The following is a 20362-nucleotide window of genomic DNA, read 5'->3' on the forward strand; positions in this document are numbered from 1 at the left end:
GACCTGTAACGTGTTTTCTCTGCAGTTCATGTGGTTCAAAAAACTGCGTACCAGTATCATGTTCTCTTTCTTTATTTCTATCGTGGTAAACGTCGGGATGTGGTTTGAGCGTTTCGTAATTATCGTAACCTCTTTACATAGAGATTACATGCCATCAGCATGGACCATGTTCCAACCAACATTTGTAGATATTGGAATTTTCATTGGAACTATTGGATTCTTCTTCGTGTTGTTCTTATTGTATGCACGTACCTTCCCAGTGGTGGCACAGGCAGAGATTAAAACGATCATGAAATCTTCTGGTCAGCGTTACAAACGCATTAGAGAATCAGGTGGTAGCTTGGTAGGTACCGGGATTGATGCGCGCACACATAATGTTGTTCCTCATGCCGGCGCTCCAATTGTTGCCGAAGGTTCTACAGTAAAAGCACACGATCCGAAAGCAATTAATGAATTGATGGAACATGTTGGGACTTTTGATCCTACAACACAAACGAAAGATGATTTACAACAAATCAACGGAGTTGGTCCAAAAATGGAGGAAATCCTTAACGGGATTGGAATCTATTCTTTCTTGCAAGTGAGTAGAATGACCAAAAGAGAATATGACTTGTTAGACGAAATCACAGCTTCATTCCCAGGAAGGGCAGAACGTGATGATTGGGCTGGTCAAGCTAAAATATTAATCAACAACAACTAGTAGTATGGAAGGATCTTCAAAAGTTATTCACGCTATGTATACAGATGATGATGTCTTGATGGCTGCCGTTAAGAAGGTTAGGGCAGAGAGATATCACATTGAAGAAATATACACGCCTTTTCCGGTTCACGGATTGGATAAAGCTATGGGATTGGCGCCAACACGATTGGCCATCACCTCTTTTCTATACGGTTTGGTAGGTTTGGTTGTTGCCATCGTAATGATTGATTATATGATGATTGAGGATTGGCCTCAAAACATTGGTGGAAAACCAAGTTTTAGCTATCTCGAAAACATGCCTGCATTTGTTCCAATTATGTTTGAGTTAACCGTATTTTTTGCCGCGCATTTAATGGTAATTACATTTTATTTACGCAGTAGAATGTGGCCGTTTAAAAAGGCAGAAAATCCGGATGTGAGAACTACAGACGATCACTTTTTAATGGAGATCACTGCTGGAGCCAATGTTGATGAACAGTTTGATATTTTGAGAAACACGGGAGCTGTAGAAGTTACCTTAATTGATAAAGCACACTAATACACATGAAAAGCTTATTTAGATTAATAATATTGATGGTCGTTTTGGTTTCTTTTGCATCATGTCAGAATAAATCGAGACCTAATTATCAGTTTTTTCCAGATATGTATGAGCCAATAGGCTATGAAGCTTACGGAGAAGTTGAGTTTTTGCCTAATGGGATGGCTTCAAAGTTGCCAGCCGAAGGCTCTGTAGCAAGAGGTCATATACCTTTTGATATTGATGGAAGCATTGAGGGATATAACTTGGCAAAAGCTAGTTTAGTAAGCCCTTTGGACTCTACTCAAATAGATGGTCCTAGAGGCGGTCAATTATATGATATTTACTGTGGGGTTTGTCATGGTAAAAAAGGAGACGGCCAAGGCATCTTGGTGCAACGTGAAAAGATTTTAGGAGTGCCTGCCTTTGATGATCAAGGAAGAGCACTAACTCAAGGAAGCGTTTACCACACCATTCATTATGGTAAAAACGTTATGGGTTCTTATGCTAACCAATTAAATGAAGAAGAGCGTTGGCAAGTTGTGGATTACGTGATGCAACTTAAATCAGAATTAGGAGGAAGTCAGACTGTTAAAGATTCAATATAGATATGTACACAATTTCAAATAGATTAAAGACATTTTCCATCATCCTTATTGTCTTGGGTGTATTAGGGGTGGCTTATGGTTTTATGACATCTCATAAATCTTTAGAAGAGGTTAAGACAATGCTTGTTGAAGAACATGCTCATGATGGAGGACATGATGTCTCTGCACAAGACCATATGGAAAGTGCTGAAAGTGATGTTTCAGCAACTGAAGATGTCTCCCATGATGATGAACATGCAATTCACGTTCAGGCGCAATTAGCTAAGAGACCTTGGTCTGCAATGTACGTATCCGCCTTATTCTTTATGTTTATCGGTTTAGGAGTGCTTGCGTTCTATGCCATTCAAATTGCATCACAATCCGGATGGTCGCCAGTATTGTTCAGAGTGATGGAAGCAATTACAGCTTATGTATTGCCAGGATCCATCATAGTAATTCTTCTTGCCGTTGGTTCACACTATATTGGCCAGAACAACGAAATATTTGTATGGATGAACCCTGATATTGTAGAGAATGATAAATTGATTCAAAATAAATCTGGGTATTTGAATATTACTGCATTTCTTATAAGAGCTATCATATTTATTGGCGGATGGAGTCTTTACAGACATTTCGCCCGTAAATTTTCAATTGCTCAAGACCTTGCGGAAGTTGGCGATAATAGAAACTTTAAAAAGGCATTTAGAATTGCGGCAGGTTTCTTAGTGTTTTTCATATACACCGAATCTATCATGTCCTGGGATTGGATCATGAGTGTCGATCCACACTGGTTCAGTACCCTATTTGGATGGTATGTGTTTTCAAGTATGATTGTTAGTGGAATTACCGTTATTGCTATGCTTGCGATTTATTTAAAAGGTAAAGCTCTTTTACCAATGGTAAACAATAGCCACATTCATGATTTGGCGAAGTATATTTTCGGATTTAGTATTTTTTGGGCGTACTTATGGTTTTCTCAATTCATGCTTATTTGGTATGCAAATATTCCGGAAGAAGTAGTTTACTTTGTAACGAGAATTGAACATTATAAATTACTGTTCTTCGGAATGTTGGTGCTTAATTTTGTATTTCCATTCCTGATTTTGATGAACAGTGATAACAAACGTGTACCATGGTTCGTAATGATGGCCGGGGTTGTAGTTTTAATTGGTCATTACATTGATGTATTTGTAATGATTATGCCAGCAACTGTGGTGGATCGATGGTTTATTGGAATTCCTGAAATTGGATCAATTTTATTATTTGGAGGCTTGTTCTTGTTAATCGTATTTACTTCTTTAGCAAAAGCACCATTGGCCCCAAAAAACAATCCATTTATAAAAGAAAGTGAAAATTTCGAATATTAATAACCTATAAAGAAGAGAAACGACAATGACTGCTTTATTCATAATTATCATAGTACTTTTTGCGGCGGTAGCCATTTGGCAAATGGTCAAAATATTTGATCTTGCCCAAGTAGGTACTGACACCTCAAATAATGGAATAGCAACTGATTACGATAATAAGATCAATGGTTATTTGATGTTGGGCTTTTTAGCCTTTATTTATATCATAACAATTATTTCTTTTGTGTATTGGGGTGACTTACCACTAATGTCAAATGCGGCTTCAGAGCATGGATCTGAAGTTGATAATTTGATGATGATTTCCATGATTGTAATTTTTACCGTACAAATCATCACACAATTTTTACTTCACTATTTTGCTTTTAAATACCGAGGAGAAAAAGGTAAGAAAGCCTTATACTTTGCTGATCATAATACGCTAGAGGCAGTTTGGACCATTATTCCTGTTATTGTTTTGGCTGGATTAATCATTTATGGGCTCTTCACTTGGAATTCTATTATGAATATTGATGAAGATGCTGATCCAATGGTAGTGGAACTTTATGCCCAACAGTTTGGCTGGACCGCACGTTATGCCGGTCAAGATAACGTTTTAGGATTGGCCAATGTGAGATTAATTGATATTGATAAAGCGAATGTTTTGGGAATTGATGAAGCCGATCCTAACGCTGAAGATGATATTATTGTAAAGGAACTGCATTTACCAGTTGGCAAACCTGTACTTTTTGAAATACGCTCACAAGATGTATTGCACTCGGCTTATATGCCACATTTTAGAGCACAAATGAACTGTGTTCCAGGAATGATCACCAAATTTGGATTTACACCAACCATTACCACTAAGGAAATGCGTGAAACTCCAGAAATGATTGATAAGGTCCAAAACATTAACAGCATACGCGCTGACAAGAGTAAAGAACTTATGGCCAAAGGTGAAGACGAACTCGATCCTTACGAATTCCATTTTCTTTTACTCTGTAACAAGATTTGCGGGAAGTCTCACTACAATATGCAAATGAATATTATTGTAGAAACCCAAGAGGAATATGACGCTTGGATAGCTGAACAAAAGACCTTCAAAGAATCATTGAAATAATAATAACATCGTTTTAAACAAGTATATATAGATTATGTCAACACACGCAGTAGATATTCACGCACATGACGACGGTCACGGACATCATCACAAAGAAACCTTTGTAACCAAATATATCTTTAGTCAAGATCATAAAATGATCGCAAAGCAATATTTGATTACCGGAACGATTATGGGAATCATTGGTGTAATGATGTCTTTAATGTTCCGTATTCAAATAGCATGGCCAGAAGAACCAAATATTCTTTTTGAAGCTTTATTGGGGAAATGGGCGCCAGGCGGAGTCATGGATGCTGATATATATTTGGCATTGGTAACCATCCACGGTACCATCATGGTCTTCTTTGTATTAACGGCTGGTTTGAGTGGAACTTTTAGTAACCTATTGATTCCCTATCAAATTGGAGCCCGAGATATGGCCTCTGGATTTATAAATATGCTGTCTTACTGGATCTTCTTTGTGTCCTGTGTTATTATGATGGGGTCGTTGTTTCTTGAAGCTGGTCCCGCTGCGGCAGGATGGACAATTTATCCGCCTTTAAGTGCATTACCAATGGCTCAGCCAGGATCAGGATGGGGGATGACACTTTGGTTGATATCCATGGCGTTATTCATTGCTCAATCTTTATTGGGTTCATTGAACTATATCGTAACGGTCATAAACATGCGTACTAAAGGGATGTCCATGACAAGATTGCCTTTGACGGTTTGGGCGTTTTTTGTTACGGCCATTATTGGGGTGGTATCCTTCCCAGTATTACTGTCAGCAGCATTATTATTGATTATGGATAGAAGTTTTGGAACGTCTTTCTTCTTATCCGATATTTTCATACAAGGTGAAGTTTTACATTATCAAGGGGGGTCGCCCGTTCTTTTTGAGCATTTATTCTGGTTCTTGGGTCACCCTGAAGTTTATATCGTAATTCTACCCGCGATGGGACTGGTATCAGAAATTATGGCAACCAACTCCCGAAAACCGATTTTTGGTTATCGTGCGATGGTGGCGTCCATTTTGGCGATTGCCTTTTTATCAACCATTGTTTGGGGTCACCATATGTTCGTTTCAGGAATGGATCCATTCCTTGGATCGGTGTTTACATTTACCACTCTATTGATTGCTATCCCATCAGCCGTTAAAGCCTTTAACTGGATAACCACCATATGGAAAGGGAATATTCAGATGAACCCCGCCATGTTATTCGCCATTGGTTTTGTTTCTACATTTATCACAGGAGGTTTGACAGGAATTATTGTGGGAGACAGTGCCTTGGATATTAACGTGCATGATACGTATTTCGTTATTGCCCACTTCCACTTAGTAATGGGAATCTCAGCCATCTACGGAATGTTTGCAGGAATTTATCATTGGTATCCAAAAATGTTTGGTAGAATGATGAATAAGAATTTAGGATATATCCACTTCTGGATTACCGCCATCTCTGCTTATGGCGTATTTTTCCCAATGCACTTTATCGGAATGGCAGGATTACCTAGACGTTATTATACCAACTCAGCATTCCCATTGTTTGATGATTTAACCGATGTGAATATTGTTATTACCGTATTTGCGTTGATTGGAGGTGCAATACAACTTGTTTATTTATACAACTTCTTTGTTAGTATTTTCTATGGAAAAAGAGCAAATCAGAATCCTTGGAGATCGACAACATTGGAGTGGACTACCCCTGTTGAGCATATCCACGGCAACTGGCCAGGAGAAATTCCTCATGTGTACCGTTGGTCTTATGACTATAGCAAACCAGGGCATGATGATGACTTCGTACCGCAGAACATTCCTTTAAAGGAAGGTGAAGAGGAATTGCAGCATTAACCAATAATTCCTGCGAAGCCTGGAAACCTTTAGGTTCAGCGTAGCTAATCTCATTATAACTTGTCAAAGACCTTCAGATTGAAAGCTCAATCTGAAGGTCTTTTTTTTTCTTGAGGATTTATATACTTGTTATTGATTGATCTGGACTTTCTGTAAACAAGATTTCCGGTTTCGCAAGAATAGGTTTGACTGATTCAATCAATCTAAAGGTCTTTTTCGGGATATCTGCTATTGATTAATTTGTTCTTTTTGTAGATGAGATTCCCGGCTTCTCGTGAATATGTTCCTCGGTATTATTCAGAAGCCTTTCTGAATATGAAAACCTTTTTGTTTATCTTTGTTTTCTCTCAATTGGATACCAGCCGAGCGATAATAATATTAACTTAAAATGAGATTCCTGCTTTCGCAGGAATGTGTATGAACGATAACCTAAACCCTTCCAGCGAAAACTTTTCTCCAGATGAACTTGATGTTGAGAAAAAACTGAGACCCTTATCCTTTGATGATTTTACTGGACAGGAACAGGTGTTGGATAATTTAAAGATTTTTGTAGAAGCCGCCAACCAAAGAGACGAAGCTTTGGACCATACTTTATTCCATGGACCTCCAGGTCTTGGGAAAACCACTTTAGCGCATATTTTAGCGAGTGAATTAGGTGTGGGCATCAAAGTTACCTCTGGACCTGTATTGGACAAACCAGGAGACCTTGCTGGGCTTCTGACCAATCTTGATGAACGTGATGTTTTGTTTATCGATGAAATTCATAGATTGAGTCCAATAGTTGAAGAATACCTGTATTCTGCCATGGAAGACTACAAAATCGATATTATGATTGAATCTGGCCCAAATGCCAGAACGGTTCAAATAAACCTAAATCCATTTACATTAATTGGTGCCACCACCCGTTCCGGTTTATTGACGTCTCCAATGCGCGCCCGTTTCGGGATCCAAAGCCGATTGCAATACTATAACACCGAATTGTTGACCACCATCACCCAGCGTAGTGCTTCTATTTTGAACGTTCCCATTTCTATGGAAGCTGCAGTTGAAATTGCGGGCAGAAGTAGAGGTACGCCAAGAATTTCCAACGCGTTGTTACGTCGCGTGCGTGATTTTGCACAAATAAAAGGAAATGGCAGTATTGACATTGCCATTGCGAAATTCGCTCTTAAAGCTTTAAACGTAGACGCGCACGGACTGGATGAAATGGATAATAAGATTTTATTGACTATAATAGAAAAATTTAAAGGCGGACCAGTAGGGATTACTACTTTGGCTACTGCGGTGAGTGAAAGTGCTGAAACTATTGAAGAGGTCTACGAACCGTTCTTGATTCAGCAAGGATTTATCATGCGGACCCCAAGAGGTAGAGAAGTAACTGAATTGGCCTATAAACATCTTGGAAAAATAAAAAACAACGTTCAAGGAGGTTTATTTTCTTAAGTCTCGGAGGAGGTGTTTATAACTAAGAGTTCTATGGTGTTTTTGGAAAACTCATGACTACATTATCTAGGATGTGATCTAAAATAAGCGCAGTAAAATGGCTATAAACAAAGAAATTCCTTCCGTTCCTTTAATTAGTTTTATAAAGCATTCTTTGGAAATTCTGAAAAATCCTTTACACTTTCATCATGCCAATTTTACGTCTAAAGGGGATACGTTTAAGTTAAAAATCGATTTTTCCACAGAAATTATTTTTTCCCGAGATGCGGCATTTGCCGAATATGTCCTTCAAAAGAACCAAAGAAACTATACCAAGTCTAAAATCCAAACGGAAGATTTAGTCAAATATGTAGGACAGGGACTCTTAACTTCAGAAGGAGAGCTATGGAAAAAACAACGCCAACTCATTCAACCGGCCTTTCATAAAAAACAATTGGCTAAGCTGTTGGATAAAATCCGCGAGGCCATTCTGTTGGAGTATAAGCACATTGAAATAGGTAAAACACTTGATGTTTTCCCTCTTTTTAATGATCTTGCTTTTCAAACTGTCGTTAAATCATTGTTCAGTAGTGCGGCAGATGCAGAAGATATCCGCCGATTACAGTTCATAACGGAAGCAGCACAGAAAATGTTGGTCAGAGAACTCAGACAACCTTATTTAGGCTGGTGGTTCAAGGCAAGTGGTACCATCGAAAAACATTTGGAACTGACTCGAGAAGCAAGACAAATCCTGAAGAACATTGTTAAAAAACGTCGGGAATCCCAAGAAAAATATGGTGATTTATTGGACATGCTTTTGGAAGCGCACTATGACGACGGGAGTTTCATGGAAGAGACCCAGTTGATAGATGAAATCCTGATTCTGTTTATTGCAGGTCATGAAACGACATCCAATGCCTTAACTTTTATTTTTCAGCTTTTGGCGAAACATCCAGAATGGCAAGAAAAAATTTATCAGGAGAACAAACAAATCACAAATGAATCTGAAGATTTAATGCATTTGGTGACTTCGTCTAAAGTCTGTCAACAAGTTATTGAAGAAGGGATGCGATTATATCCGCCCGTGTATTTTATTGATCGGGTAAATATTGTGGAAGATGAATTTAATAACATGATCTTTAAGAAAGGTTCAAATTTGTTGTTTTCTATATATGAAATTCACCGTCATCCGGAGTTGTGGGATAGGGCCAACGAGTTTTTACCCGAACGTTTTGAAGATGGCGGACGAAAATTTTCATCACAATATTTTCCATTTGGTGCCGGTCCAAGAAAATGTATCGGTAATAATTTTGCGATGTTTGAAATGATCATTGCCGTCACTGAACTGATTGAAAACTATAATATAGTGGCCGAATTTGACGGTATTGAAATCACCCCTTTAATTACATTAAAACCTAAGAACGCTTTTTTAAGATTTGAAAGCAGAACCCAGTGATAAACAACAAAGCCAAATACAGCCAACTCATAAAATCTGAGGCCAAACGTCTCGGATTTCTTTCCTGTGGTATCAGTAAAGCCCAGTTTTTGGAAGAAGAAGCACCGCGACTCGAAAATTGGTTAAAGAATAATATGAATGGGAAAATGCAGTATATGGAAAACCATTTTGACAAGCGTTTAGATCCCACAAAATTGGTGGAAGGCTCAAAATCCGTCATTTCCTTATTACTGAATTATTTTCCGGAGGAAACTCAAATAGAAAACACCTATAAACTCTCAAAATACGCCTACGGTACCGATTATCATTTTGTGATCAAGGATAAGCTAAAAGAACTCCTAAATTTTATCACTGAAGAAATCGGAGAAGTCAGTGGTCGTGCTTTTACAGATTCTGCACCGGTTTTGGATAAAGCTTGGGCGGCCAAATCAGGATTGGGGTGGGTTGGTAAACATACTTTGTTACTCACCCAACAAACGGGCTCATTTTATTTCGTGGGGGAATTGATCATCGATTTGGAGTTGGAATATGATTCGCCCACAACCGACCATTGTGGCACCTGTACCAAATGTATCGATGCTTGTCCTACCCAGGCTATTACAGAACCTTACGTAGTTGACGGAAGCAAATGCATCTCGTATTTTACCATAGAATTAAAAGATAAAATCCCCAACGATTTCAAAGGCCAGTTTGACGATTGGATGTTTGGATGCGATATCTGCCAGGACGTCTGCCCATGGAATCGCTTTTCAAAAGCGCACAGCGAACCCTTGTTCAATCCGCACCCAGAATTATTGTCCATGACCAAAAAAGATTGGGAAGAGATTACGGAGGATGTGTTCAAGGATTTATTTAAAAAATCGCCTGTGAAACGGACTAAGTTCGAAGGGTTGAAGCGGAATATAGAATTCCTAAAATAACGATTATGAAGTATATAATCATTATAGCTTTATTGATTTTGAATTTCAATTGTTCTTCTACAAAGAACACGGTATATTTTGAGGCAGCTCCTGCTGATTTGATCCATGACGAGAACAGGTTCGATTTGGATAACGAGGTCTATCCGGTAAATAGAGAAATTTTATATCAATGTATCATAGAGAAGAATGAAATGAAACTCGACGTTGAAGTGAAATTTATTAGAATGTCAATTCAAGGAACTACGAAACCATTCTCGAATTTTGATCCTAATTATAGCCAGACGGTTATTAAGTTTGACTATTTAGATCAAAATAAAAAAACCATAATCTCTGAACGTACGGGTCTTGTAGAAAACAACGTTAACATTTGGTTACATCCGCCACGAAATAGCGATTTAGGCGTTTTGCAACTTTCTGCCTTTCCATACATAAAATTAAATGCTATAAAAAATTGGGAATGGAATCTTGAAGCTTCTTACGGAAATTTTCAGAAGGTTCATTTAGCCCATTATTATAAAAAACGTACACCAGTTAGTTATAATTCCAAATTAGGTCCCTTAGAATGTGTTGTTGTAGATGCAACTACTAAAAGTACAATGGGTAAAACCAATGCAGAATTTTTATACCATGATGAACTGGGATTTGTCAAAATGACGTTTCACACTATAGATGGCAACAAAATTACACTCGAGATGATTAATGGTGAATTATGATTATTCACGTTAAAAACTAGCGACTGTAAATCAATTGTAATTATTCAAAAATAGATAATCTTATTATTTAATCCCTCATCCCTAATCCCCATCACCTCAAACCCACTGTTTCAATTATACCAAACCGGCTTTGGTTTCCCTAAATCAAAATCTTGAAAACCAAAATCTTTAGTTTCATAAGCATTCGTTTTAAAGATATTATTCCCTTTCCCCGGAATCTGTGGATAGAAGGAAAATGACACTTGAAAGGAACTGAACACCAAATAATCATTTCTAATAATAAAACCGGCGCCAAAAGAAGTGTATAACTTGCTCTTTAAAATGGACTCACCTTCGTTGCCCAAAGCGGCAGCGTTCAAATTAATATAGGGATTTAATCGAAATCCCAATACTTCCCAAGGGGAGTAAAACTGCGTTTGTAAGGAAAGTACGTATTTTTTGGTTCCCATAAGATCACTTTCAAAACCAGGAATACCAGCGCCCTTTTTCAGGTCGAAGTTGTTGTCATAAACACCTCTGAATTTATTCTCTTTGTCTATGGTGATATGATCGCCTTCCGATGGTAATCTGTTCGTGCCTATCAGGATTTGAGGTTTTACAAACTGACGCATTTTCCAATTGTTGCCCAAAGAAATCAACTGTGTAAAGTAATTGGCCTGTAAAGAAAGTGTGGTTTGTTCCAGATGGCTGTGATCCACAAAAGTCCCAATTTCAAAATTAGTGCTCAAATAACCCCAATTAAAATAATTACCATGCGATGCTTTGGCGCCAAGGTACATGCGGTTGTGCTGGTTTTTTCTTTGGTAGCCACCAGTTACAGCATATACAGTACCAATTGGAACGTCTTCGATAGTGCCATCCCTAAAAATATAATCGTCCTTAACGAACTGTCGAGAGGCAATACCTAAGCTTCCCAAATAGAACGATTCGTTCGCAAAATATCCAATACTGTCATAAGCAACAGATGGCCGTTCTTTATAACCTACATGCAAATACCTTAAACTGCTAATGAGATTAGTGGTACGTTCCTTTTCTGAAGGCCCATCAAATATTTTGAAAGCATGACCGCCCCAAAAATCTTGGGTAGTATATTTAAATTTCTGTAAATCAGACTCGCCATGGGCATCTTTTAAATATTCTTCCCTGAATTGTTCATCAAGATAAACGCCACCGGCCCAACGTGCAAATGGGGAATAAAATGGCCGTTCAACGTCTAAGACTTTACTATAATTTCCGTCCAGATCAATTCGATACGCCAAATTGGTTTCAATAAATGTGTTATTAATGTTGGGAACTGTGTAATTCATATCATAACCATAGTGGGCGTCTTCCAAACTTTTGGTAACACTATTGTTGAATTCGTGCCCAAACCCAAGGAAATTACGGTTCTTCAGCCTCACTCTAGTTTTGGAAGTGGAAATGCTAGCCGAAGGGATCAAGCTCCAAGAATCCAAAACCTCAATATGAAGGTCTATAGAGTCTTTTGAACTACCCGCATTTTTAGCCGTGATTTCCACCCGTCTTATAAAATTCTGTGACCTGATCATACGTTCGGATTCGTTGAGTAAAAGCGTATCTAATGGTGTGTTTTCCTTAATCAGCAAGGTGTTTCTTATGGCAAAATCTTTCGTTTTGATATGAATAAAATTCCCCGTTTTTTCTATCCAACTGTTTGCGGTTTGAGTACTGTCTGTAAATGAAAATCCAAAAGGATCATGACTTTGAACTGTAATATTTCGGATAATTTTTCCTTCAAAGGGTGCTAGATTTTGCTTCGGGCGGTTTTGCCGAGATTTTACTGGTCTTTTTGTGGTGGATCTGAAAATTAATTTATGGAGCGTTTTGGTGAATTTTCTTTTTTCAGAATAATCTTCAATCTTTTTGTACATCGAGTCCTTCTTGGTTGCGGGTACTTGTGCCTCAACCATAGCATGGCAAAAGAGAAAGATAAGGATGAAAAAGAAAGCTTTCAAATGCATCAATAAAAATGGGGTTCAAATAAATACATCACAAATATAATCCAATTCAAGAGGTTAAAAATATAAATTATTTGAGAAACTCCGTTTTTGAAAAGCGAGGTTTGGGAAACGGAATACATTCGAAATGTGTACTTGACCTAATCCCGTTTTTTCATAAATTAGGGTTATGACTATCTATAAAGATTGAAGAAACGTCTTAGATTTCAAAAGTATTGATGAATCTATGGTTTAAATTGTAATTATGGAAATTTAGGACGCATCTTATATCGTGGTACCCAAAGAAAATTATACCAAATCCAATTTTTGTCACTATTCTTTTCTTATAAAACAGTTACCTTTGTTCTTTAGCTAAAAATTTTGATTTTTATGAGTAAACAGAGCAAACGTAGAGAAGCATTAGTATATCATGCAAAACCAACCCCAGGGAAAATTGAGGTGGTTCCTACAAAAAAATACGCAACACAACGTGATTTGTCTTTGGCCTATTCTCCAGGAGTTGCAGAACCCTGTTTAGAAATTGCCAGAGATGTCAATAATGTCTATAAATATACCGCCAAAGGCAATTTAGTTGCCGTAATTACCAATGGTACCGCAGTTTTAGGCCTAGGAAATATTGGTCCTGAAGCGTCAAAACCGGTAATGGAAGGCAAAGGGTTGCTTTTTAAGATTTTTGCTGACATTGATGTTTTTGACATTGAGATCGGTACTGAGAATGTGGAGGAATTTATCCAAACAGTGAAAATGATTTCACCAACTTTTGGGGGTATCAATCTGGAAGATATTAAAGCACCTGAAGCTTTTGAAATTGAACGACGTTTAAAGGCAGAATTGGATATTCCAGTAATGCATGATGACCAACATGGTACGGCAATCATTTCTGCTGCAGCATTATTGAATGCCTTGGAACTTGCCGATAAAAAAATTGATGAGGCCCAAATAGTCATCAGTGGCGCTGGTGCAGCGGCTATATCATGTACGCGTCTGTACCAAGCATTTGGTGCCAAACGTGAAAATATTGTGATGTGCGATAGCAAAGGGGTCATCAGACAAAATAGAACAGATTTGACCTCAGAAAAGGCTGAATTCGCCACCCATCGCGAGATAGAAACCCTTGATGATGCCATGAAGGATGCTGATGTGTTTATTGGTTTATCCACGTCAAATGTGGTTTCTCCTGACATGTTATTGTCTATGGCAAATAATCCTATTGTCTTTGCCATGGCCAATCCAGATCCTGAAATTGAATATCAATTGGCCATAGATACTCGTAAGGATATCATTATGGCAACAGGACGTTCTGACCATCCTAATCAAGTAAATAATGTCCTTGGATTCCCGTATATTTTTAGGGGTGCTTTAGATGTAAGGGCCACCAAAATCAATGAGGCGATGAAAATGGCGGCGGTGGAAGCACTCGCTAATTTGGCTAAACAGAATGTGCCAGAACAAGTCAATATAGCCTATGGTGAAACGCGTTTGACCTTTGGCAGGGATTATATTATTCCAAAACCTTTTGATCCGCGTTTAATTATAGAAGTGCCACCGGCGGTTGCTCAGGCAGCAATGGATAGTGGGGTTGCCAAGGAACCTATAACGGACTGGAATAAGTACCGCGACCATTTAAGGGAACGTTTGGGCTCTGATAATAAAATTGTCAGATTGTTGACCAATAGGGCAAAAATGGACCCCAAACGAGTGGTTTATGCAGAAGCAGATCATTTAGATGTGTTAAAGGCCGCACAGATAGCCTATGATGAAGGGATTGCCATTCCTATTTTATTGGGAAGAAGAGAAACCATCCTGAGTTTAATGGCTGAAATTGAATTTGAGGCCAAGGTGGAAATTATCGATCCTAAAAGCGATTCTGAAGAAACACGTCGCAATCGCTATGCAGAAGTTTATTGGTCACAACGCAAACGCAAAGGGGTGACGCTTTACTCGGCGCAAAAACTGTTGAGGGAACGAAACTATTTTGCTGCAATGATGGTTAATGAAGGCGATGCGGATGCGTTGATTTCTGGTTTTTCACGCAGTTATCCAACCGTGGTAAAACCTATGTTGGAGCTCATAGGGTTGGCAAAAGGTGCCACTCGTATTGCCACCACTAACCTTATGATGACGCGTCGTGGTCCTATGTTCTTGAGTGATACTTCAATTAATATTGATCCGCCTGCGGAAGATTTGGCTACCATTGCACAAATGACCGCAAGAACGGTAAGAATGTTTGGGATGGAGCCGGTTATGGCGATGATTTCATTTGCTAACTTCGGATCTTCTCCAAGTCCTAAAGCCACAAAAGTAAGGGACGCCGTTAGAATTTTGCATGAGTCCAGTCCTAACCTATTGGTTGACGGCGAGTTGCAAACGGATTTTGCCCTTAATCAGGAAATGCTTCAAGAAAATTTTCCGTTTTCAAGATTGGCTGGTAAAAAGGTCAACACGCTTATATTTCCCAATTTAGATTCGGCAAACATAACCTATAAACTTTTGAAAGAACTCAATGGGGCGGAATCCATTGGGCCAATCATGATGGGCATGCGCAAACCAGTGCATATTTTGCAATTGGATGCCAGTGTAGATGAAATTGTTAATATGACCGCGATTGCTGTTATTGATGCACAACAAAAAGAGAGAAGGGAACAGGAAATGAAAGCGGCTTTAGAAAAAGAATCAGCTTTGTAATGAAAATAATTTTATTACATTTGAGTCTTTAACTAAAGCCAATACATGATTACACATATTCAAGGAAAACTTGTTGAAAAGAATTTAACTGATGTTGTAATTGATTGCAATGGCGTAGGCTACCTCGTCAATATATCACTGCACACCTATTCTCAAATTCCAGACGGCGATTTTCTTAAACTTTACACCTATTTACAGGTCAAGGAAGATTCGCATTCCTTGTTTGGGTTTTCTTCAAAAGCTGAGCGAGAGATCTTTAAACTGATGATTTCGGTGAGTGGCGTTGGTGCGAGTACGGCTCGCACCATGCTGTCATCTTTAACTCCAAAACAAGTTAGAGAAGGCATAGCGCACGGTGATGTGGCACTAATGCAATCTGTTAAAGGCATTGGTGCAAAGACTGCGGCTCGTATCATCTTGGATTTGAAGGATAAAGTGCTGAAAATTTATGATATTGATGATGTTTCTACCGTTAAAAACAATACTCACAAAGATGAAGCGTTATCTGCTTTAGAAGTTCTAGGATTTGCACGAAAACAAGCAGAACGTGTGGTTGAAAAAGTAGTTGCCAATCAACCTGATGCAAATGTAGAAGTCATTATAAAAGAAGCATTAAAAAATTTATAACGAATTTTGAGTACAACCAACCCTAGCTTATCATTATCATTAAAACGTTTATGGCTCATAAGCTTGACTTTATTTATAGGTCATATAGGGTTTTCTCAAGAAATACCAACAGGACAGGATTCTACTAAAACGGGACACGCATTGGGAAGTATCAAAATGCCAAATCCCAACAGTATTGTATCCAAATACACCTACGATCCGCATACGGATCGTTATATTTTTACACAAACCGTTGGAAGTTTTAATATCAATCACCCTTTGATCCTCACACCAAAGGAGTATCAACAGTTGGTGCTTGAAGAGAATCTAAAGAATTACTACAAACAAAAAGTTGATGCTGCCGAAGGCAAAAAAGAGGGTGCTGAGGACCAACAGAAGAATTTACTTCCTGAATTTTACGTTAATTCCGGTTTTTTTGAAACTCTTTTTGGAGGTAATACCATTGAGGTCATTCCTCAAGGTTCAGTAGAAATGGATTTGGGTGTTTTGTTCACGAAACAGGACAATCCCTCATTCTCTCCACGTAATCGGAGCAATTTCACCTTTGATTTTGACCAGCGAATTAGCTTGAGTCTCTTGGGTAAAGTGGGCACGCGACTTCAGGTAACGGCCAATTATGATACCCAATCTACTTTCGATTTTCAAAACTTGATCAAGTTGGAATACACGCCAACTGAAGATGATATTGTCAGAAAAATTGAAGTAGGTAACGTGAGTATGCCACTTAATAGTTCATTAATTACAGGCGCCCAAAGCTTGTTTGGTGTCAAAACCGAACTACAATTTGGAAAGACCAAAGTAACTGCAGTGTTCTCCGAGCAAAAATCCCAATCGCGTTCTGTAGTGGCGCAAGGTGGCGGTACACTTGAAGAGTTTTCGTTTTATGCACGTGACTATGATGAAAATCGACACTTTTTCCTGGCACATTATTTCAGGGAACGCTACGATGTCGCTTTAGAGCGGTATCCCCATATCAACAGTAATGTTCAAATTACACGTATTGAAGTTTGGGTGACCAATAGAAGCAACCAAACGGACAACGTTCGAAATGTTGCGGCTTTCCAAGATCTTGGAGAATCACAGCGTGTAGGTTCTACGGTGAATATTCTAAGGCCAGGACCACTTCCAGACAATAAAAACAATGGTTTTGATCCGACCAATATTGGTGGTGCAGGTTCTAATTTAAATAATGCGGTAAGAGATATTACCCGAGTGGAACAAGGGATAAATATTCCAGCCAACGAAGGTTTTGACTTTGGGAAATTGGAAAATGCTAAAAAACTGACTGAAGGGTATGATTATACACTTCAAACTCAGTTAGGTTATATCTCCTTGAACCAGCGTTTGCAAAATGATGAAGTTTTGGCCGTGGCGTTCCAATATACCGTTGGAAGTAATGTCTATCAGGTTGGGGAGTTTGCCAATGACGGTGTGGAAGCTACAGGGTCATCAACAGATCCTGTGTCTGGAAATACAGTGGTCAACAATAATAACCTGATCCTAAAAATGCTGAAAAGTGCCATCACTAACGTGAATCAGCCTATTTGGGATTTGATGATGAAAAATATTTATGATTCTGGCGCCTATCAACTGAGTCAGGAAGATTTTAAACTGAATATCTTTTACACGGAATCTTCGGCGTTAAACTATATCAAACCGGTTGAGGGCACTACGTTTCCGCCGTATGACAACAACACTTCAGATCCTTCTGACGACACAGAAATAACAGAAACCCCATTAATCAGGCTTTTCCATTTAGATCGATTGAACTATAACAACGATCCGCAGCAAAATGGCGATGGTTTTTTCGATTTCGTTCCTGGAATTACGGTCTTGCCCCAAAACGGGAAGATTATTTTTACAAAAGTAGAACCATTTGGAAAATATTTATTTGATGTCTTGGCAGATCCCGCTTATCCATCGGATTATAATGATCCTACCTACACCAACCCCAATCAGGAAAAATATGTTTATGACATTCTTTATAAGGGCACAAAAACAGCCGCATTAGAAGAATCGGAAAAGAATAAATTCCAATTGAAAGGACGTTACAAATCCTCAGGTGGCGAAGGAATTGCCATTGGTGCCTTTAACGTACCAAGAGGTTCTGTAAAAGTTACCGCTGGCGGACGTGTCTTGGTAGAAGGCGTGGATTATACCGTGAACTATCAATTAGGACGGGTTGAAATTTTAGATCAGGCATTAAAAGCTTCCAATACACCCATCAATGTATCGGTTGAGAATAATGCCGTTTTCGGTCAACAGACTAAGCGTTTTACCGGATTGAATGTCGAACACCAATTCAGTGAAAATTTCGTGTTGGGAGGAACGTTCTTAAATCTTAACGAGCGTCCAATTACGCAAAAAGCGAATTATAATAGTGAATCCATCAACAATACCATATTTGGATTTAATGGAAATTATTCTACGGAAGTGCCCTTCCTAACCCGATTGGCAAATAAGTTACCCAACATCGATACCGATGTCCCTTCCAATCTTTCTTTAAGGGGAGAGTTTGCTTATCTGCTTCCAGGAGCACCAAAAGGCGCGAATTTTGAAGGTGAAGCCACGGCTTATGTAGATGATTTTGAAGGGTCTCAAGGAAGTATCGATTTGCTATCACCGCATTCTTGGTTTTTATCCAGCCGACCAAAAGGTTTGGGATTAACGCCAAATGAGGACGATATTGGAATACAAAACGGATTCAATAGAGCACACTTGAATTGGTACACCGTTGACCCCATTTTTTACAGTAATCAAAGACCAAGCGGGATTACGGATAATGATGTATCCAATTTGTACACCAGACGCGTGTTTATTGACGAAATTTTCCCTGAAAGAGATTTGGTCCAAGGTCAGAATACCTACATTCCAACCTTAGATTTAGCCTATTACCCATCAGAAAGAGGACCTTATAATTTTCAGTCGCAAAATATTGATTATCCAAATACCTTAACGGCTCCACAAAATAGCTGGGCGGGAATTACCCGGGCCATTACGAGTACTGATTTTGAACAGGCTAATGTGGAGTATATTGAGTTTTGGGTTCAAGATCCGTTTTTGGACAATACGTCCAATCCCGGAGGAAAATTACTTCTGAATTTGGGTAATATTTCAGAAGACATTATTAAGGACGGTAAAAAACAATATGAAAACGGCCTTCCTGAAAATGGAGATATTAGCGGTTTGCAAGTCACAGATTTTGGCACCGTAGTACCGCGTAATCAGTCGTTGATTTATGCATTTTCAAGTACAGGTCAAAATCGTGCCAATCAGGATGTGGGGTATGATGGGTTTGATGATGCGGAAGAAATCGCAAGATTCGGATCACAATTTGGACCTGATCCTTCCAATGATAATTACAGCTATTTCCTTCAGGCGGATGGCGATATTTTTGATCGGTATAAAAAGTATAATGGCTCAGAAGGAAATTCACCAGATACATTTTCAGACACCAATCGAGGGTCCACGACTTATCCAGATGTAGAGGATATCAACAGAGATAACACAATGAACACCATTGATAGTTATTATGAATATGAAATTGATATCACGCGGGCAAGTTTGGATAATCCTAACAACGCTTTGATCAACGATGTAAAGACCAGAAACATTACGTTGCCCAACGGTGATAATCGCAATGTAAGATGGTACCAATTTAGAATTCCAATTGATGCCTCAACCAGAGCCATTGGTGGGATTTCTGATATTAGATCCATACGATTTGCAAGAATGTATCTTAAAGGATTTTCTGAAACAACCATTATGCGTTTTGCAACCTTGGATTTAGTAAGAAGTGATTGGAGACGATATTCACTAGACTTGGACAACAATCCGAATAATAATAGTACGGATGCTTCATTTAGTGTTGGCGTAGTAGGTTTGCAAGAAAACGAAGGTAATTATGTTCTACCTCCAGGGGTGGAGTTGGAGCAGCGCAACAATAACAACAATATCATTAGGGAAAACGAACAATCCTTGGTGGTTGAAGTTTGTGAATTGGAAGGTGATGATTCTCGAGGGGTTTATAAAAACATTAGCATTGACATGCGCCAGTACAAAAAACTAAAAATGTTCATGCATGCGGAAGCTTTGGAAGGAAGGACCCTAAATCCTGGTGAAATGATTGGATTTATCAGAATGGGTAGTGACTTCACCCAAAACTTCTATGAAATTCAAGTGCCTTTAAACGTTGTTGCCGGAACCGCGAGAGATCAGGTATGGCCGTCTGAGAATGAAATAAACATCACCTTGGAGGTTTTACAGACCATCAAAGCGTTGGGTATTAGTGACGGATCTTTGTCCAATCAAGACCCAACCGTTTATAACGTCACTCCATCAGGACCTGAACCGGTGTCTTCTGGAGATAATTTTGAGGTTGGGGAAACCCGTGTGTCCATAAAAGGAAATCCGAACTTTGGAGATATTAGGGTCCTTATGGTTGGGGTGAAAAACAACACTACGG

General features: G+C 38.8%; 13 protein-coding genes and 1 pseudogene. 13 read left to right on the forward strand and 1 reads right to left on the reverse strand.

The features are described from left to right. The 10 genes and pseudogenes from VLZ86_RS05000 to VLZ86_RS05045 all read left to right on the forward strand — a co-directional run. A pseudogene (locus tag VLZ86_RS05000) lies at nucleotides 1–700 on the forward strand (molybdopterin oxidoreductase); the annotation flags it as partial. Nucleotides 701–704: 4 nt separating this feature from the next. Continuing rightward, the gene (locus VLZ86_RS05005; RefSeq protein WP_325449359.1) at nucleotides 705–1238 is read left to right on the forward strand and encodes a DUF3341 domain-containing protein; all 534 of its coding nucleotides are present in this window, start codon (nucleotides 705–707) and stop codon (nucleotides 1236–1238) included. 5 nt (nucleotides 1239–1243) lie between these two features. Continuing rightward, complete coding sequence (locus tag VLZ86_RS05010; RefSeq protein WP_325449361.1) at nucleotides 1244–1825, forward strand: cytochrome c; 582 nt, start codon at nucleotides 1244–1246, stop codon at nucleotides 1823–1825. Nucleotides 1826–1827: 2 nt separating this feature from the next. Then, the gene (locus VLZ86_RS05015) at nucleotides 1828–3171 is read left to right on the forward strand and encodes a quinol:cytochrome C oxidoreductase (RefSeq protein ID WP_325449363.1); all 1344 of its coding nucleotides are present in this window, start codon (nucleotides 1828–1830) and stop codon (nucleotides 3169–3171) included. 25 nt (nucleotides 3172–3196) lie between these two features. Next, complete coding sequence (locus VLZ86_RS05020) at nucleotides 3197–4267, forward strand: cytochrome c oxidase subunit II (protein WP_325449365.1); 1071 nt, start codon at nucleotides 3197–3199, stop codon at nucleotides 4265–4267. A 34-nt stretch (nucleotides 4268–4301) separates the two neighbouring features. Next, complete coding sequence (locus VLZ86_RS05025; protein WP_325449367.1) at nucleotides 4302–6098, forward strand: cytochrome c oxidase subunit I; 1797 nt, start codon at nucleotides 4302–4304, stop codon at nucleotides 6096–6098. A 417-nt stretch (nucleotides 6099–6515) separates the two neighbouring features. Beyond that, nucleotides 6516–7541, forward strand: a complete 1026-nt coding sequence (ruvB, locus tag VLZ86_RS05030) for a Holliday junction branch migration DNA helicase RuvB (RefSeq protein ID WP_325449369.1) — start codon at nucleotides 6516–6518, stop codon at nucleotides 7539–7541. A 97-nt stretch (nucleotides 7542–7638) separates the two neighbouring features. Next, nucleotides 7639–8976 carry a cytochrome P450 gene (locus tag VLZ86_RS05035; protein ID WP_325449371.1) on the forward strand — a complete coding sequence of 446 codons (1338 nt, stop codon included), beginning with the start codon at nucleotides 7639–7641 and terminating at the stop codon, nucleotides 8974–8976. After that, nucleotides 8976–9896 carry a tRNA epoxyqueuosine(34) reductase QueG gene (gene queG / locus VLZ86_RS05040; protein ID WP_325449383.1) on the forward strand — a complete coding sequence of 307 codons (921 nt, stop codon included), beginning with the start codon at nucleotides 8976–8978 and terminating at the stop codon, nucleotides 9894–9896. The genes VLZ86_RS05035 and queG overlap by 1 nt, the downstream gene beginning before the upstream one ends. Nucleotides 9897–9901: 5 nt before the next feature. After that, a complete protein-coding gene (locus VLZ86_RS05045; RefSeq protein ID WP_325449373.1) occupies nucleotides 9902–10609 on the forward strand; it encodes a hypothetical protein in 708 nt (235 codons plus the stop codon). 110 nt (nucleotides 10610–10719) lie between these two features. Here VLZ86_RS05045 and VLZ86_RS05050 read toward each other — a convergent pair whose 3' ends face one another. Continuing rightward, nucleotides 10720–12498, reverse strand: coding sequence for a hypothetical protein (locus tag VLZ86_RS05050; RefSeq protein ID WP_325449375.1), 1779 nt, complete (start codon nucleotides 12496–12498; stop codon nucleotides 10720–10722). Nucleotides 12499–12954: 456 nt separating this feature from the next. Here VLZ86_RS05050 and VLZ86_RS05055 point away from each other — a divergent pair, with 456 nt between their 5' ends. The 3 genes from VLZ86_RS05055 to sprA all read left to right on the forward strand — a co-directional run. After that, on the forward strand, nucleotides 12955–15270 hold the full coding sequence (locus VLZ86_RS05055; RefSeq protein ID WP_325449377.1) for an NADP-dependent malic enzyme: 2316 nt from the start codon (nucleotides 12955–12957) through the stop codon (nucleotides 15268–15270). Nucleotides 15271–15315: 45 nt separating this feature from the next. Further along, nucleotides 15316–15897 carry a Holliday junction branch migration protein RuvA gene (gene ruvA / locus VLZ86_RS05060; protein ID WP_325449379.1) on the forward strand — a complete coding sequence of 194 codons (582 nt, stop codon included), beginning with the start codon at nucleotides 15316–15318 and terminating at the stop codon, nucleotides 15895–15897. A 6-nt stretch (nucleotides 15898–15903) separates the two neighbouring features. Further along, nucleotides 15904–20362: cell surface protein SprA (gene sprA, locus VLZ86_RS05065; protein WP_325449381.1), on the forward strand; the 4459-nt coding region annotated here is incomplete at its 3' end.

This window comes from Gelidibacter sp., from assembly GCF_035515035.1.
In the GTDB taxonomy this organism is placed as follows: domain Bacteria; phylum Bacteroidota; class Bacteroidia; order Flavobacteriales; family Flavobacteriaceae; genus Gelidibacter.

Bases quoted from the DNA above. Each gene is read 5' to 3' on its own strand.
- VLZ86_RS05020 (WP_325449365.1), top strand. From the start codon at position 3,197: ATGACTGCTTTATTCATAATTATCATAGTACTTTTTGCGGCGGTAGCC.
- VLZ86_RS05050 (WP_325449375.1), bottom strand. From the start codon at position 12,498: ATGTACAAAAAGATTGAAGATTATTCTGAAAAAAGAAAATTCACCAAA.
- VLZ86_RS05045 (WP_325449373.1), top strand. From the start codon at position 9,902: ATGAAGTATATAATCATTATAGCTTTATTGATTTTGAATTTCAATTGT.
- VLZ86_RS05035 (WP_325449371.1), top strand. From the start codon at position 7,639: ATGGCTATAAACAAAGAAATTCCTTCCGTTCCTTTAATTAGTTTTATA.
- VLZ86_RS05055 (WP_325449377.1), top strand. From the start codon at position 12,955: ATGAGTAAACAGAGCAAACGTAGAGAAGCATTAGTATATCATGCAAAA.
- ruvB (WP_325449369.1), top strand. From the start codon at position 6,516: ATGAACGATAACCTAAACCCTTCCAGCGAAAACTTTTCTCCAGATGAA.
- VLZ86_RS05010 (WP_325449361.1), top strand. From the start codon at position 1,244: ATGAAAAGCTTATTTAGATTAATAATATTGATGGTCGTTTTGGTTTCT.
- ruvA (WP_325449379.1), top strand. From the start codon at position 15,316: ATGATTACACATATTCAAGGAAAACTTGTTGAAAAGAATTTAACTGAT.
- VLZ86_RS05015 (WP_325449363.1), top strand. From the start codon at position 1,828: ATGTACACAATTTCAAATAGATTAAAGACATTTTCCATCATCCTTATT.
- VLZ86_RS05005 (WP_325449359.1), top strand. From the start codon at position 705: ATGGAAGGATCTTCAAAAGTTATTCACGCTATGTATACAGATGATGAT.
- VLZ86_RS05025 (WP_325449367.1), top strand. From the start codon at position 4,302: ATGTCAACACACGCAGTAGATATTCACGCACATGACGACGGTCACGGA.